Consider the following 14,649-nt stretch of genomic DNA (forward strand, 5'->3'; position numbering starts at 1 on the left):
CTAACCTGATTTTCGAGCCATGCAGGAGCGAGCCTTCCGGTCCCGAACAAAGCCGCCAAGCGGTGTATGTTCGCTTGGCGACTTCACCGTTCGTGGTCCGGACATAAAGGAGGGAAACTGTCCGGTTCGCCCCAGATAGTTGATCTGCGCCAGCCAGCAACAAACGCCGCCCATTAAGCTGACTGGGTAACGTTAATGTCGTGACCGCGAGGTGTGCGCGAACGCGAACGGCGACTGGCCGGCTGTTACTCAGGAGGCCTACAACCTCGCCTTTGAGGCAAGGGTCGCGAGGAAGCGAGAGGTGCTCGATGCCTGGGCTACGGAGCTGCGGCGGATTGTCGGCGCCAATCCGGAAGAAGCCGAGCAGTCGCAACAGCAGCGCCTTGCGGCGTGATCTCGCTTTCTGTCAGCGCTAAGAAATGGCATGCGGTCGCTCGTTGCGACCGCCTTTTAGTCGAGAGCGCCAAATAATATCGGGAGCGCTAAATAATATCTGCGTATATGAAAATTAAGGACGCAATGGACACGGTGCGGCAATACTCAGAAAAGGTTTGATAACAATGGAAGCCAAGAAATCGCTTGAACAACAATTGAGAAACACCAACGGCGGTACCACCTTGGCCAAGAGGCGCAAAGACATGTCTGAGACTTTCGGAGCCTGTTTGAGCCCTGTTATTGTGGAGGCGTGGCTCAGCCAGATCGGTCTCTCTGGGGTTAAGGTCAAAGAGAGCGGGACAACCGGCGACTGGGTTTTTGAACTACCCGCCCCAACGTCGGTTGCTTGAGGGATACCGGACCACGTCACGCGCTGGCTCCACCGACTGTAAGCGCCGCGCGCCGAGCCGGAAGAAGCCGAGCAGTCTAGCCGGCGCCGTAACGTCCGATGTGGTTAAAGGCGGTCGTAACGAGCGACCGCCTTTTCCCTACGCGTGCTGGCCGCGATTTACTATGAACCTCAGGAAATCACATCGTACCGCCTCTGACGGGTGTAGGTCGGGTACTGAAAGATGAAAGGAGGACGCTGCCAAACCACCGCGTCCATGCATAGAGGCTATGGCGATGGACGTGATTATCTTGATGTTAGTTGTGATGGTGATCGTACTGCTGGTGTCGGCGATCGGGAGCTGGCGCGGTTATCGAGGCATCGTCGCACCTCAACGCGGCACGCTGATGCTCGTCTGCACGACGGTGTTGGTGGTGATCGTCCTGGTGATGATGGTCGTGGGTTAGGCGGCACGCACCGAACGGGAGCACCAGAGGCGTGGCAAGGTTACGTCCAAAGGAACAGACCCAAGACCCAGCAGCGCGCGATCATGCAGACGTGCCAAGCGACCAAAGCGATACATCGCGAGGCATAAACCAACACCTTCCAGTCGCGCCCGACATGACCAAGCTCGTTAACGAATACGGACCACATCCCCATAACGAAATTGGTTGCCAATCGTAAGTTGCGGGGACTAGGTCGCGCCAAAGCGTGTTCTTTGGGTCATTGACCTTGAACAAGCCCACGCTGAACAAGCTCTCGTTGTCGTTACATTGAGCGCGGCCACCCTGGTCGGTTGCGTGAGCCTGCTTCTGTTTTCGGTCCTGTAAGGGCCTAAAATGTCCCAATCGCGCCGGAACTTCAACCGGTCCCGCCGCAAGCGTATTGGAAGGAAGCCCAATGCAGCCTGAAGCGGGTTGCTTAAAGGGATGCCGGTGCTCGTGGTTGAGGACGACTACTTCCTGGCCGACGATCTGAAGAGGGCGCATGTCATACATCCTTGTTGTCGAAGACGAGGAGCTGACACGAATGGTCCTGCGAGATATGCTCGGGCAACTTGGGCACACTGTCGTCGCCGAGGGCTGGAAACCTCAACGACGGCGTTGCACTCGCCAAGAGCGCCGAATTCAATCTCGCTATTTTGGATGTTAAGCTCGGTCAAGATACCGTGGAGCCGGTTGCTGCTGTCGTCCAGCGCCGAGGCGTACCTATCATTTTTGCGAGTGGGTACGAAGAAGCCGGTCTACCGAAAGGTTTCGTTGGCCACCTCCTGCAGAAGCCCTTTACGATGTCGGAGCTGGCCTCCGTGCTTGCCGCTGCATCCACTGGGAGAGGGAGTGAACCCCTACGAGGTCGGCGGCGTGCCGATGTTCAGAAAGCTGGAGACGGCGGTCACGAGTTGCGCCGCCGCGAACGGCTTCGGCACAAGAATGCTGTTGGGCACGCCCTTCGAAGGCCATCCACCTTCGCGGCGCCAGTCACGTAGATCACGAGGAATGTGGGTTCTGCTCCCTGATCCGTCGAGCCACATCCCATCCGCTCAGCCTGCAGCGCAAATGGATGTCGGTGATCAGCGCCTTGTAGCCTTTCTCGTTGATGATTAGGGTGAGCGCTTCTTCGCCGGTCGCGGCCGCATGGACGGCAAAGCCACCGCCGGTTAGGGCTTCCTCTACATCGGTCGCCAATAGATGTTCGTCCTCGACGAGAAGGATCAGAGGCAGCTCGGGCACGCATCTCCCAAGGAGAGTGTTCGGGTTGACTTGCTAACCACGTGCCCGGAAGTCTGTGGTTCCTTTAGAAATGTTCAAAGGTGGAAATATACCAATTCGGACTAGCGCCCTCGGGCAGGCCGGTGGTGATCCGCCCTTTGCCGCCGCACCCCTCGCATCGCGGCGGATATATTCGACGGCCTTGCGCCACTGGTTGGATTGCCTTGCAGTCCCTGATCCTCCACAGTCCGGGCAGAGCTTCAAGAGAAGAATTCCATCGCACGCCTCCCGCGTTGCCGAAGACGAGAATCTTGCGCGCGAGGCGCCTCCTCGGTCACCACACCGCCAGACCCAATCCCCAGTCCGGACCGATTACGGGCGGCATCGCAGCGGTTGTGCCGTAATCGTCGAATCCCGCACCCTCTTCCAGGGTGTATTCTCGTTCAATTTCGGGTTCTCTGCAGCGGTGGAGGATCTCCGATAGTACCTCGTCCGTTCTTGTGCGAAGGCCAACAATCCGCTCTGGTCGAACGGCATGCGGCGTGGTATCGAAAGCGCGCTCCGAAACGGAGCACTGCTGCCGGAAGCACGATCTTTCGACGACGAGTTTGACGCAGTGGGCGCGCCCTCTCTTGACCGCGGGCGATCTACGCTAAGATGCAAACCATCTCTGGTTGGATCGGGAAACATCAAACCGTCAGCACAGAACTAGGCATTCGACGCGACGCAGAAGGTTGCCGCATTATCCTACGGCGCGCGGACGGACAGGGAAACCGATTGCCTTCGCGCGTTCTGGGCGTGCATGTCGAAGCGATGAATTGGAGTCGCACGGGCGTGCCGAGTTCGCCGGAGTGCGCGGTCTTTGTCGCACGCGCTGCGCGTCTGGCGCGAGCGCCTCGGACAAGAACGCAACGAAATGAACTGGCGAAGCCTGCTCCACCCGAGTGCCTGGGCTCAATTAAGCCGCGCTGCTAATTGTGGGCGCTGCAATTATACCACTTGGTACGCGGACGCGGACGGGCAGTCGAAATGCTGTCGCTTCAGCGCCGAGCAGAAGTGGGCGATCGTGCAGGAGGCGGAGAATTCGGCGTCGCCACCAGCGCGGTTTTCCGCTGGCGGGTCGAATTTTGGCCTGACCACCCGGAGCGCGCCCTGGCTCAAGACGGTTTCGGTCGCTGACGACGCTTCGGATGGATGCCGCGCTCGTTAGTGTCCCGTCTGCAAATGTTGACTAATATCGGTGTGGTTGCTGATTTGGGTGCAGGATCACTGGATGGCACGGCCAATCAATCAAACGTTTGCAAGCGGAGCCGGTGGTGGTGGCGAAGTTGCGGCGTAGATCGCGAGCGTCGACGAGCACGGTGCGGGAACGGGGCCGTGCTGACATGATCCTGCTTCGGCTCGACGGTGTGAGCGTCACCGAGGCAGCGGCTTGTCTGAAGACAGCGGCAAAGCGGGTTTCGACCTGGTCGAAGCGCTTTGAGAGGCACGGGCTTGATGGCCTGAAGGACCAACCAGGACGGGGTCGCAAGCCGTCGATCCCGGCGAGCAAGGTCCAGCGCGTTGTGACGCGGCCTCCGAAGGGCCGCAAGTCGGAGCGTGCGCAGCATGGGCCGCCACGCTGGCGGGTCGCACAGGACCGTGCAACGGGTCTGGTCGACGAATGATCTGAAACCGCATGAAGATTTTCAAGCTCTCCAACGAGCCGAGCTTCGAGGAGAGATTCTGGATGTCATCGGTCTCTATCTTGATCCGCCATTGAAAGCCTTGATTCTTTGCTGCGACGAGACGAGCCAATGTCAGGCCTTGGAACGGACCCAGTTGTCGCTCCCGCTCGCGGCTAGCGGCCACGTAAAATGACGCACGACTACAAGCGCCAGGGAACGTTCACTCTGTTCACGGCCCTAATTGCTCTGGAAGGCCGCCTGATCGCTCGCACTGAGAAACGGCATACGCACGTCGAATGGCTCCGCTTCCTGAAAGAGGTCGGCCGCGAGACGAAGGATCTCGACATCCATCTCATCCAGGACAACTACGCGACGCATAAGCAACCCAAGGTCAGCGCCTGGCGCAAGCGCGATCCACGTTTCAAAAGGCTCTATACGCCGACTTCATCGTCCTGGATGAGACTTGTCGGAGCGCTTCTTTGTCGACTTGGATGCCGATGTCATCCGGACCGTCAGTTTCGCATCGGTTGGCGAGCTCGTCCGCGGCATCAAGGCCTATCTCGACGGCCGCAACGTCAATCCGGAGCCCAACAAGTGGAGAGCTAAGAGCGAGGCAATCCTCGAGATCAGTCGCAAATATGCTAGCGGTTTACCAATCGCCTGAACAAATTGATGGACTTTGGACTAAACGGACTCATGATCATCACAAACGGGCGGACCCGAGCCAGTGCTCGCAGGTAGACCAACACAAAATTCGATAAAGCCAACTTCATATGAACACCTTTGCTCGCAAGTGCATTCGTGTGTACGATCTCCGGAAGGTAAGTCCCACCGACTTGTGTTGATTGCCACCTTTCGATGGAATCGCTCTCCGACGCTCAACGCTATCACTATTCTTCGCTGATAGCCATAATGAGTGCAGTTCCTGCAGCATGTTGGGCGTGGCCGGGGTCGAGGCGTCAATTTTATAGCCGTGGACCGGCGGGGGCGCCGCGGCGCACCTAGCTAAAGCTGCGTAGATCGTGCTCGCGTCAGCAGCAAAAGTGACAGTGCACCCGAGCTCTTCCTCAAGGCCTCATCAGTTCATCCGGCGTCTAAAGCAGGATGAGATTAGCTGAATCGAATGGGATTCCTAAATGAGCGCATTTCTGATTCGTCACGCGGGCTGGGAAGGAGGCCGGGATGGCTGGGAGCACCATATTCTCTTGACCTTCGAAAGCGGGTTGTCGCAGCGGTCGAGGGCGGGATGTCCCGCGATCAAGCCGCTCGACAGTTTGGCGTCGCGATCGGACAGCCATCAATTGGGCCAGGCGCGAGGATGAGACCGGGAGCGTCGAACCCGGCCAGATGGGTGGTCACATGCCAAGGGCGATCTCGGGTGAGCATGCCGGGTGCTCCGACAACGCATAAGAGGCTGCGACTTCACTTTGCGCGGGTTCGTGGCGGAACTTGGCGAGCACGGATTGGAGGTCAATTACCGTTCGGTACGAGAGTTCCTCCATGCCGAGAAGCTTAGCATCAAAAAAATCGTGCTGGCGAACGCGATAGTCCTGACGTGGCGCGGCGGCGCGTCCGATATCAAAAGCGCGTCGACGCCGTGCGTGCCATCTGGAAGACGTCGCGCTGCTCGGTCTCCTTGTCACGGCCAAGCGAATGCGAAGGGTGGAAATGGGCCGAAACACATCTCGATTTTCCCCACGCCCATGGCATGCGCCGCGTCTATCCGCACCCGATTGAGCTTTCGACTGAGGATCGAGCGGCATTGGACGCGGCCCGGGTCGAAGCCGATCACCTCTCCGGCGCGCACAGACGAGATGTTCCTAGGTGCGAGCGGATTGCCGCGCGTCAGCGCGCCGGATCGACCCTCAACTGTGAGAGCCTGTGCGGACACACGCAAACCCTCCCAAGAAGGGCAGAGCGGTGGCAGAGTGGAGATGCCACCGCACTTGGTAACACCAAGAGCGTTGCCCACGGCAGCAGGCGAAGAAGGAATTCAAGCCGCGATCGTTGAGCACGCGGCATCACCGAAGCCAGAAACACACAGCCTCGCGCCGGGCGAGATGGTCGGAAGCTCCACTTTGCTTGGGAATGACCAGCTCTGCCATCAGCCGCGTCGACCGGCCCGGCCGTTCTCGCAGACCGCACCGAACCACAATTCCGGATCAAGCCATTGTCCGTTCTTCACGAACGATCAATTAACTCGCGATCTAGGGGCTCGTTGGCAGAAGGCACCAGCGGTGAACTCGAAGGAGCGACCTCGGCTAGTCCGACCATTTCGATCTCCGGCAGCCCATAGATTGAATCGCCGTCGAAGTTACGGTCGGGTATAAAGGGCGGCGTGGCAGGCGGCGGCGTATAGGGCGCACCGTGCTCAAACATGTAACGGGACCCCGTGCGGCCTTGCTGTTTCATGCCATCCTCCTTCGAATTTTCATCTGTTGAAATTCGTCACCAGATCTTGCGGTTTCTATCCCCCCAAGGTGTTCGAATCCTGGCATTTCGCAGGAACCGCACTAAGTTTTCTCAAAGTTAGATATTGGGTCCTCTCCGCTTCCGAGCAACCTTTCCTGCTACAGCAATCGGATTGGTAACCAGTGCAGCGAAAGCCGGTTCCGCCGTAGGCAGCAGGAAGCAGCGCCGAGGTATTATATTACCTGGTCCTCAAGAGTGACTAGCTGGCGACCGCTGGTCGGCGGGATGATGACGGTTAGTCGCACCATTGCTCGAAGCCGGACTCGCCGCGCTTGGCAGATAGTCACGCCACGCCGCTTCGAACGCCGCGTGCTTATCCGAGAACCTATGCGCAGCGCCGCTCTGTTGGGAAGGCCGCTGCTAATTTAATGGTGTGTAGATTCTACTCACCGAATTGATTAGCTTGTGAGACGGCGCAAGAGTTGGGTCTTCAGCTTGCGGAAAGGCTGAGGTGGGGTCGGACGGTGGGACCGCAACATTCGTTGCCGGAAGCGGCGTAGAACCTCTTACCAACGGTTTTCTCCGCGGCTGTCGAGCAGTCCGGCAAGCAGTTACGGATCACTGTCTGATGAGGAGAAGGCCAGATCGTCGAAGAGAATTTTGTTGCTGGCGATGTGTTGGTTCGGACCGGGGGCGACGTCGAGCCGACTAGGCCGGCGCAGGAATCGCGACGGCGTGCCCCAGGGCGCCGGCGCCACCCATGTCATTAAGAGCGGCATACCGCCGGGGCGCCCGTGGCCCAAGCCGCCGTCTCCAAACATGCCGATGGTTCGCCGCTCTATCGGCGACGCAAACGATCCATGTACCGGACCGGAGCATCAGTGATGATCAGGTGGGTAATTCCAGGTGTCCGCGGAGGACGGCTTGAAGCAAAGTGCCAAGATTTGTCTGTGCGTCCAGTTCGCCGGTCAGAATCAACTCAACGAGTTCAGTCAGCGTCACTAGGCGGCTCGCAACACCTTCTTCCGGTTGGAAATCGGAAACTCGAGCTGCAGTTTTGATAAAATAGGAATGCATGCGATTGCTGAGGCGACCGGCATCCGTCTTGTTGATGCCGAGACTATGAACTTTTCGTGCCGGAAACCCCGTTTCCTCTAGCAACTCGCGGCGCGCCGTATCGGCGGCATCTTCACCTTCATCAATAATGCCGGCGGGGAACTCGAGCGTGAAGCCCTCGACAGCGGGTCGATATTGGCGAACAAGAGGAATAAGGCCTTCGGGCGTTATCGCCAAAACAACCACGTAATCGGAGCCCTTGATCGAATGATAGACCTGCGGCTCCGCGCCCGGCGCAAACTCGACCTCCCGAGCAATCAGCTCTACCCACGAGGAAAGCCTCATAAGGCTTCTCTTCGTTATCCTTGGCCAAGATGACATAGGTGCCGGCTCCAGCGTTTGGCCCACACCGCTAAACGCGTGCTCCGGATTCGACGCATTCCGGCTCATCGTAGCCGCGATTTCTGTAGTAAGATGAACGGCACATGCGTTTTCAAGAACCCATTGTCTCCACTCATCCGCGTCGTTTCCTGTTGGCGCTTGCGTGCTCACTGTGATCCTAAAGTAACCTCGGGTTTCACTGAGCGCATTATGTGCGTGCTTCTTCTAAGCAACAAATATGTTGGCACCGCAAGTGGCAGCTCCCTATGCATTCATTCATACCTGTACCCCTCATCGCAGTCCCCGAGCGGGCCCGGCCTTTCCTTATGCTTCGCGAGGATGCCGCCAGCGACGCTCACTCCGAGGACGTACAACCATCCTTCGGTGAAATCGAAGAGGTGTGAGTTGAAAAGAGAACTGACGACATTTTGTACCACCAGAAGGATGCCTAATTCGGCAACGAGCCCCTCTTTCCAAAACATTCGCAGATGCGTGTACCACAGCGCGTACAACATAATGACGCCCGCGATGCCCCATTGGACCGCAACGTTCAGCGTCTGATTGTGCGGGTTCGCGATCACTTCCGCCGAAACCGCGGAACGTCCGATTGCGGCCTCCTCAAACAGCTTCAATGTAGATCCGGTTCCATGGCCGAATAACGGAGCATCCAGAAAAAACCCGAGCGACTTGCGCCAGAATTCGAGCCGCTTGCCCACCGAAGAGGGAATGCTCCGGTCGCGATATTCCTCGTATTGCGAATAGGTTGACAAGACCCGATCGCGAAAATGGGGCGACGCTAACCAGATCGCGACGACAGCGACGGCGCCGAGACTCACTGCATACAGTACGCCACGCATCTTCCAGTGCCGCCACGCCAACACGAGAATCATAAAAGGCGTCGCTACAATCGCCGTTCTCGAAACCACGACGAATATGAGATTAGCGGCAAAGGCCAGCGCGATGACGCCAAGCCCGGCCGCCTCGTTCCACATATTTCGGCGAATGCAATACAACGCGATCGAAATAAGCCAGACTAGGCATAGGGCAAACTCCTGACTTTGATCGATATAGTTCTTTACCGGAACGCCATAATCCTCTCCGCAGCATCGTCCCGTCTTGAAAGCCAACCCGGGATCGAACAGAACTACCCAGGAATTGACGAGCAGCACTACGCAGGAGAGCAAAAACGCCGCGATAACCCAGCCACTACGTTTTGACACCTCGAAATAGTAGAGCAGAAACGGGAGTGCCAGGAATTTGGTGAGCGGACCGAGGGCGTGGAACCCGGCACGAGGGCCCGCCTCCGACCACAAAACTCCTGACAGGGCTAGGACGAAAAACGCGAGCGCGACCATCGATGCGGGCCGGCTGATGGATCGCCGCAACACACCCACATCCACGCTACCGCAGACAATCGCCAGTAGAGGTAAGGCGAGAATCAAAAAAATCGACGTCGACCAAGGCAGCGCGGCCGCAAGCAGAACCGCCAGCAGGTCCGCCCCGGTGAGCCAATGCGGGGAAGTCCTGAAGGCCTCAAATCTCTGCAAGGCGTTGGATGTATTCAAGAAGTCGGTTCCGCTCAAGCGCAAGCCCCCATCAGCTTCGCCGGAGAAAATGTGCGCCGTTGCATTTACTATTTGAAATTGTTCGCTTTCGCTATAATCGACCTCTCATGGGTCGCCTCAAAACCAGCCTGCACGGATTCGCGCCAGCCAAATTCATGAGGCAGGCATTTTTGCATCGCGGGACGATCTATGCAATGGCTTTGCGCGACTTCGAAAGCCGTTACATCGGGACGCTCGGTGGGACTATCTGGGCCGTGATCCAGCCGCTGGCTACCATTGCGGTGTTCTATTTTGTCTTCGCCGTCGGCTTCCGTGTTCAAAGTCCGGGGGACGCACCATTTACTCTGTGGTTCGTGTGCGGGCTCGCGCCGTGGTTTCTGTTCAACGATACCCTGCAGGCGATTTCGAGTTCGGTAACTGACAACGCCCATCTCGTGAAGAAAACGGTGTTTCCGACCGAGGTGCTGGCCGTCGTGAAAGTCGTCTCCGCCCTACTCCCGCATCTCATCTTCCTGCTTATCATCGTCGCGATGCTGCTCTTCTTCCATGTGCCGTTCAGGATTGAGCGAACTCTGGTGGTGTATTACTTCATCTGCATCGTGGCACTCCTGCTCGGGATTGGATGGCTGCTCTCGGCGCTGCAGACCTTCTATCGCGACATCGGCCAAGCGCTTTCTATTTTCCTGAATGTATGGTTTTGGACGACACCGATCGTCTGGCCAGAGCAAAATATCCCGGAATCCATTCGTTGGATCCTGACCTATAATCCGTTGTATTACATCGTCTCCGGTTATCGGGATTCCCTCATCTATCCTAACGTAATCTGGCCCAGCGCCGCGCAGACCGCTTACTTTTGGTGCTTCGCGGCCAGCTCCATGCTGATAGGCTCGTTCGTGTTCGATCGACTCAAGCCTGAATTTGCGGACGTGGTCTAGGCAAGAGTGAACCTGTGTCCAAAGACATCGCGATTTCGGTTCGGAACGTATCAAAAAAATTTAGGCTATTTACCTCCCCGTCTGCGCGGTTAGCAGAAGCCCTGCATCCGTTTCGCAAAGCCTATCATCGCGAGTTCTGGGCACTGCGGGACGTCAGCTTTACGGTCGAGCGAGGCGAGGTACTGGGAATTCTCGGCCAGAACGGCTCCGGTAAATCCACTCTCTTGCAGATCATCTGCTCGGTGATGCAGGCGACCGAAGGCAGGGTCGATGCGCGCGGCCGACTCTCGGCCCTACTGGAACTCGGCGCTGGCTTCAACCCCGAGTTTACTGGCCGCCAGAATGTCATGCTGAACGGCTCCATCATGGGCTTCAGTCGCAAGGAGATGCAGCATCGTATGCCGCAGATTGAAGCCTTCGCCGAAGTCGGCGAATTCTTTGATCAGCCAGTCAAGACCTATTCCTCCGGAATGTCGGTCCGAGTGGCGTTCGCCGCAGCAATTCACATCGATCCCGAAATCTTAATCATCGACGAAGCGCTGGCCGTCGGCGACGCCAAGTTCCAACACAAGTGCTACGCTAGGATCGAAAACTTCAAGGCCGAGAACAAGACAATCATCTTGGTAACGCACGACATCGGGCAAATCACTGCACACTGCGACCGCGCCATTCTTATGAATAAAGGGCGGCTAGTGATGGACGGAAAGCCCCGAGACGTCGTGGACCGGTACATTGAGACGATTTTCGGCGACGACGATCCCGTGCCTGGCAAAGCGAACAACGCCGACGAGAGCCACGCTAGGCAGGTCACGATTGACCATCCCAACATCGAGTTTGCTGATAATAAAGGAATCGAAGAACGCCGGTCTTATTGCAAGAACGAGGTTCGGTTCGGCGACCGGCGGGCGGAAATCGTCGACTGCGTCGTCGAAGCCGGCGGCGTTTGGGATCCGCCCCAAATCAACTTCGGCGACCCGATCAACATCTACGCCAAGCTGAGATACTCCGCTAAATTCGCGCCGCTGCTCGGCTTCTGCATCAAGACGCTGGCAGGAATCGAGGTGTATGGCAGCAACACATTCATGCAGCAAATCCCGGTGCCGGCCAGCGCACCCGGAACCCTTCAGAGGATCAGGTTTTCATTTTCCGCTCCGCTGCGCCCGGGCGATTATTTTCTTGATGTTGGTGTTGCGGAGATGGATGGGACTCCCGGTGGAAGTCCCGTGGATGTCCGTCGTTCTGTCGCAATGATCAGCATCGCTCCGATTAGTAGACGTATCAGCTTCAACGGTCTATTCGACCTTTCTCCGAAGTTCGATATGTTATGACAGCAATTCTAATATAAGATGTCCGACATGAATGGGACAACAGGTAATGCGGCAGCGACCAGCCGAGGAAGACGCCGCAGGCCGATTACGTCACTACACGCATTTTGAATCATCGCTAGGCGCCTCCGGCCCGACCGTTGACACCGGCTGCGAAGGTTACTCCATGCTGGTTCTCGCTCTACATAGGACGTACGTGGCATAAACTAGTAGCGGCACTCTCTCACGGACTAGCACCAATGCGATGAAAATCAAGGTCACCAGGCGCGCCGGGACTGAGAACGCCAACGACGCTATCTGCAGCACCATGTTTGTGGAAAGCTACAACCGAGTTAGGCTCGATCCACCAGAACCCGTTCTCGCAACTAACGTGTTGGAATTCTTCTGATGTAGCCAGTAACACGCCGGGGTGAAATGCGTTTCCGTCCGGCAAGATCAGAAGGTCGAGGTCAAGGTTTTTCCGCGCCTGAGCTAGTAGTTCGTCCGTTGCGGGCAAATCGAGATCATGGCCGCAGATCAAGCCGCCCGGCCTGATCAAGCGCTTCGCTTCCTGAATATCACGCTTCGCGTCCGCGTAGTAGTGCGAGCCGTCAATGTAGATAAGGTCGAACGAGCCGTCTTTGATTTTCGGAAGAGCCATGTCCGATCTGGCGCGAACAAGGGATACAGAAACCCGGCCTTCTGCTTCGGCCCTGTAAATCTCCTTAAGCGTGGAGTTGACCGCGGCATGGTGCAGCCGATCCATTTGCGCGGTGGCGGCGGTGGTTTCGTTTTGATCGACATACGGACGCCAAGCATCGATCAGCGTCAGGGAGGAGCCGGACGGGAGGATTTCAAGCCACACCCGGGTTGATCCTTGGCCCATCCATGTTCCGATCTCAAGGGCATCGCATGGTCCGGTCAAGAACTTGCGGGTAACCCTGAGGATACTCGCGCGCCGCTCTTCCCATAGCTGATTGGAATGAACGCCTGCCAGGGCGACAAAGGGGCTAGCAGGAATGAGGTTTGCCATCCGCGCAAAGACCGCAGGCGCGAACGGCAGTTCGCCGATTGCGGACACGACCAGCCACTTGAGGCCACGCTTTTGATAGAGAAGACGCGCCCGCTTCGCTTTCGAATCAAACGACATCTGTACGTCCTCCAGGCTAATTGCAAAGCTTACCACCACGACTTCGGTGGCATCAAGCGCGACAAATCCATCACCACAACCCGGCCTAGAAAGCCCCAAAACCACCGGAGCTCGATTAGTCCGATACCCCCGTCGCGGCGATGCCGGCGGTCGTGTCGCCGCAACACACGTCGCGGTCGGTATCCAACTGATCGTCGCCGGAAAGGATTCCGGATAGGCCCGTTAAACGTATCCCTCCGGTAAGGGCCGTCTTGCGCTGATGGAGTAAGGCGCGAAGACATGGTCGTATGACTGAGCATACGACTATGCCGAAGGTGTCGCGGCTCGAGGTGATCCAGACCGGGGCGCGACGCCGCTGGACACTGGAGGAGAAGCGGCGGATCGTCGCCGAGAGTGATAGCGGCGCGCGGCAGGTCTCGGCGACCGCCCGGCGATATGGCCTGTCAACCGGTCAGTTGTTCACCTGGCGGCGGCTGGCCCGCAAGGGACGATTGGGCGGGGATGCCGAGCCTGTGGCATTTGCCGAAGCGGTCATCATGGATCGAGGAGCGGCCACAGCGGCGCTGCCGCCGCCGGCTGGCGCATGCGGACGCTTGGAGATCGTGCTCGCGGATGGCCTGCGGGTCATCGTCGAGCAAGGCATCGATGCCGATGCGCTGGCGCGCCTGATCGTCGCGCTGGAGCGGCGATGACGATCCCCATTCCGAGCGGGGCGCGGGTGTGGCTGGCGACGGGCCGCACCGACATGCGCAAGGGGTTCGACGGGCTTGCGCTCCTGGTCCAGGAGACCCTCAAGCGCGATCCGCATGGCGGCCACCTGTTCGTGTTCCGCGGCCGGCGCGGCAACCTGATCAAGGTGCTGTGGCACGACGGCCAGGGCATGTGCCTGTTCTCCAAGCGCCTGGAGCATGGCCGGTTCATCTGGCCGTCGCCGGCGGACGGGACGGTGGCGATCACGCCGGCGCAACTCGGGTATCTCCTGGAAGGGATCGACTGGCGGCTGCCGCAGCGGACATGGCGGCCGGAGGCGGCGGGCTGAGCGCGGCATTGTGAATCAACCTGCGCGAAGGGCATCACAAGCGCAGCGCGTTGTGATTCCATCATGGCCGTGACCACCACTGATTCTCTTCCCGACGATATCGAGCTGCTGAAGCAACTCGTGCGCACGCGTGAGGCCGAGCTCGCACGGGCGCGCGCCGAGGCATCCGGCGCCGAGGCTCTGATCACGCATCTGCGCCTGGCGATTGCGAAGATGCGGCGCGAGCTCTTTGGACAGCGCAGCGAGCGCCAGGCGCGGCTGCTCGACCAGATGGAGCTTCAGCTGGAGGAACTCGAGGCGACTGCGGCGGAGGACGGGCTTGCGGCCGAGCAGGCGGCCGCCGCTGTCGGTGAGACGCCGCCCGTTCATGGCTTTGCGCGCAGCAGGGCCGCGCGCAAGCCGTTCCCGGCGCATCTGCCGCGCGAGCGGATCGTGCTGCCCGGTCCCGATGCCTGCGCCTGCTGCGGCTCGAAGCGGCTCGCCAAGCTCGGCGAGGATGTCACCGAGACACTGGAGGTGGTGCCGCGGCAATGGAAGGTGGTGCAATACGTGCGCGAGAAGTTCACCTGCAGGGATTGCGAGAAGATCACGCAGGTCGCCGCGCCGTTCCACGTTCTGCCGCGCGGCTTCGCCGGGCCTTCTCTGCTGGCGATGATCCTGTTCGAGAA

At 58.6% G+C, this 14,649-nt stretch carries 13 protein-coding genes and 1 pseudogene; 9 read left to right on the forward strand and 5 right to left on the reverse strand.

Translation table 11 applies throughout. From position 1 onward, the window contains the following. Window positions 1-211: 211 nt before the first annotated feature. From JOZ76_RS00425 to JOZ76_RS00435, 3 genes are all read left to right on the forward strand, one after another. On the forward strand, window positions 212-394 hold the full coding sequence (locus JOZ76_RS00425) for a hypothetical protein (protein WP_291696666.1): 183 nt from the start codon (window positions 212-214) through the stop codon (window positions 392-394). Window positions 395-560: 166 nt separating this feature from the next. Further along, window positions 561-785, forward strand: coding sequence for a hypothetical protein (locus JOZ76_RS00430; protein WP_291696667.1), 225 nt, complete (start codon window positions 561-563; stop codon window positions 783-785). Between the two features lie 274 nt (window positions 786-1,059). Then, entirely contained in the window at window positions 1,060-1,230 is a 171-nt protein-coding gene (locus JOZ76_RS00435; RefSeq protein ID WP_291696668.1) for a hypothetical protein, read from the forward strand. A 1,020-nt stretch (window positions 1,231-2,250) separates the two neighbouring features. Here JOZ76_RS00435 and JOZ76_RS38085 read toward each other — a convergent pair. Beyond that, window positions 2,251-2,493: a response regulator transcription factor gene (locus tag JOZ76_RS38085; RefSeq protein ID WP_366113047.1), complete on the reverse strand. Its 243-nt coding sequence runs from the start codon at window positions 2,491-2,493 to the stop codon at window positions 2,251-2,253. Between the two features lie 1,268 nt (window positions 2,494-3,761). Between JOZ76_RS38085 and JOZ76_RS38505 the strand changes: the two are divergent. Then, window positions 3,762-4,803: pseudogene (locus JOZ76_RS38505) on the forward strand (IS630 family transposase). A gap of 1,517 nt (window positions 4,804-6,320) precedes the next feature. On the opposite strand, the gene JOZ76_RS00460 reads toward JOZ76_RS38505, so the two are convergent. From JOZ76_RS00460 to JOZ76_RS00470, 3 genes are all read right to left on the reverse strand, one after another. Beyond that, the gene (locus tag JOZ76_RS00460; protein ID WP_291696679.1) at window positions 6,321-6,551 is read right to left on the reverse strand and encodes a hypothetical protein; all 231 of its coding nucleotides are present in this window, start codon (window positions 6,549-6,551) and stop codon (window positions 6,321-6,323) included. A gap of 888 nt (window positions 6,552-7,439) precedes the next feature. Further along, window positions 7,440-7,952: an NUDIX hydrolase gene (locus tag JOZ76_RS00465; RefSeq protein ID WP_291696670.1), complete on the reverse strand. Its 513-nt coding sequence runs from the start codon at window positions 7,950-7,952 to the stop codon at window positions 7,440-7,442. A gap of 308 nt (window positions 7,953-8,260) precedes the next feature. Further along, window positions 8,261-9,571, reverse strand: a complete 1,311-nt coding sequence (locus JOZ76_RS00470) for an O-antigen ligase family protein (protein WP_291696671.1) — start codon at window positions 9,569-9,571, stop codon at window positions 8,261-8,263. 89 nt (window positions 9,572-9,660) lie between these two features. On the opposite strand from JOZ76_RS00470, the gene JOZ76_RS00475 reads away from it, so the two are divergent. Beyond that, window positions 9,661-10,488 (forward strand): ABC transporter permease, encoded by an 828-nt coding sequence (locus tag JOZ76_RS00475; RefSeq protein ID WP_291696672.1) that lies wholly within the window; start codon window positions 9,661-9,663, stop codon window positions 10,486-10,488. A gap of 14 nt (window positions 10,489-10,502) precedes the next feature. Then, on the forward strand, window positions 10,503-11,816 hold the full coding sequence (locus JOZ76_RS00480) for an ABC transporter ATP-binding protein (RefSeq protein WP_291696673.1): 1,314 nt from the start codon (window positions 10,503-10,505) through the stop codon (window positions 11,814-11,816). A 220-nt stretch (window positions 11,817-12,036) separates the two neighbouring features. Here JOZ76_RS00480 and JOZ76_RS00485 read toward each other — a convergent pair whose 3' ends face one another. Then, window positions 12,037-12,942, reverse strand: coding sequence for a class I SAM-dependent methyltransferase (locus JOZ76_RS00485; protein WP_291696674.1), 906 nt, complete (start codon window positions 12,940-12,942; stop codon window positions 12,037-12,039). Window positions 12,943-13,229: 287 nt separating this feature from the next. Here JOZ76_RS00485 and tnpA point away from each other — a divergent pair, with 287 nt between their 5' ends. The 3 genes from tnpA to JOZ76_RS00500 form a co-directional block, all read left to right on the forward strand. Further along, window positions 13,230-13,634 (forward strand): IS66-like element accessory protein TnpA, encoded by a 405-nt coding sequence (gene tnpA / locus JOZ76_RS00490; protein ID WP_291696675.1) that lies wholly within the window; start codon window positions 13,230-13,232, stop codon window positions 13,632-13,634. Then, complete coding sequence (gene tnpB / locus JOZ76_RS00495) at window positions 13,631-13,981, forward strand: IS66 family insertion sequence element accessory protein TnpB (protein WP_291696676.1); 351 nt, start codon at window positions 13,631-13,633, stop codon at window positions 13,979-13,981. The genes tnpA and tnpB overlap by 4 nt, the downstream gene beginning before the upstream one ends. Before the next feature lie 63 nt (window positions 13,982-14,044). Then, the coding region (locus JOZ76_RS00500) for an IS66 family transposase zinc-finger binding domain-containing protein (RefSeq protein WP_291696677.1) at window positions 14,045-14,649 on the forward strand (605 nt) is incomplete at its 3' end.

The organism is Bradyrhizobium sp. (genome assembly GCF_019244115.1).
Classification (GTDB): Bacteria; Pseudomonadota; Alphaproteobacteria; order Rhizobiales; family Xanthobacteraceae; genus Bradyrhizobium.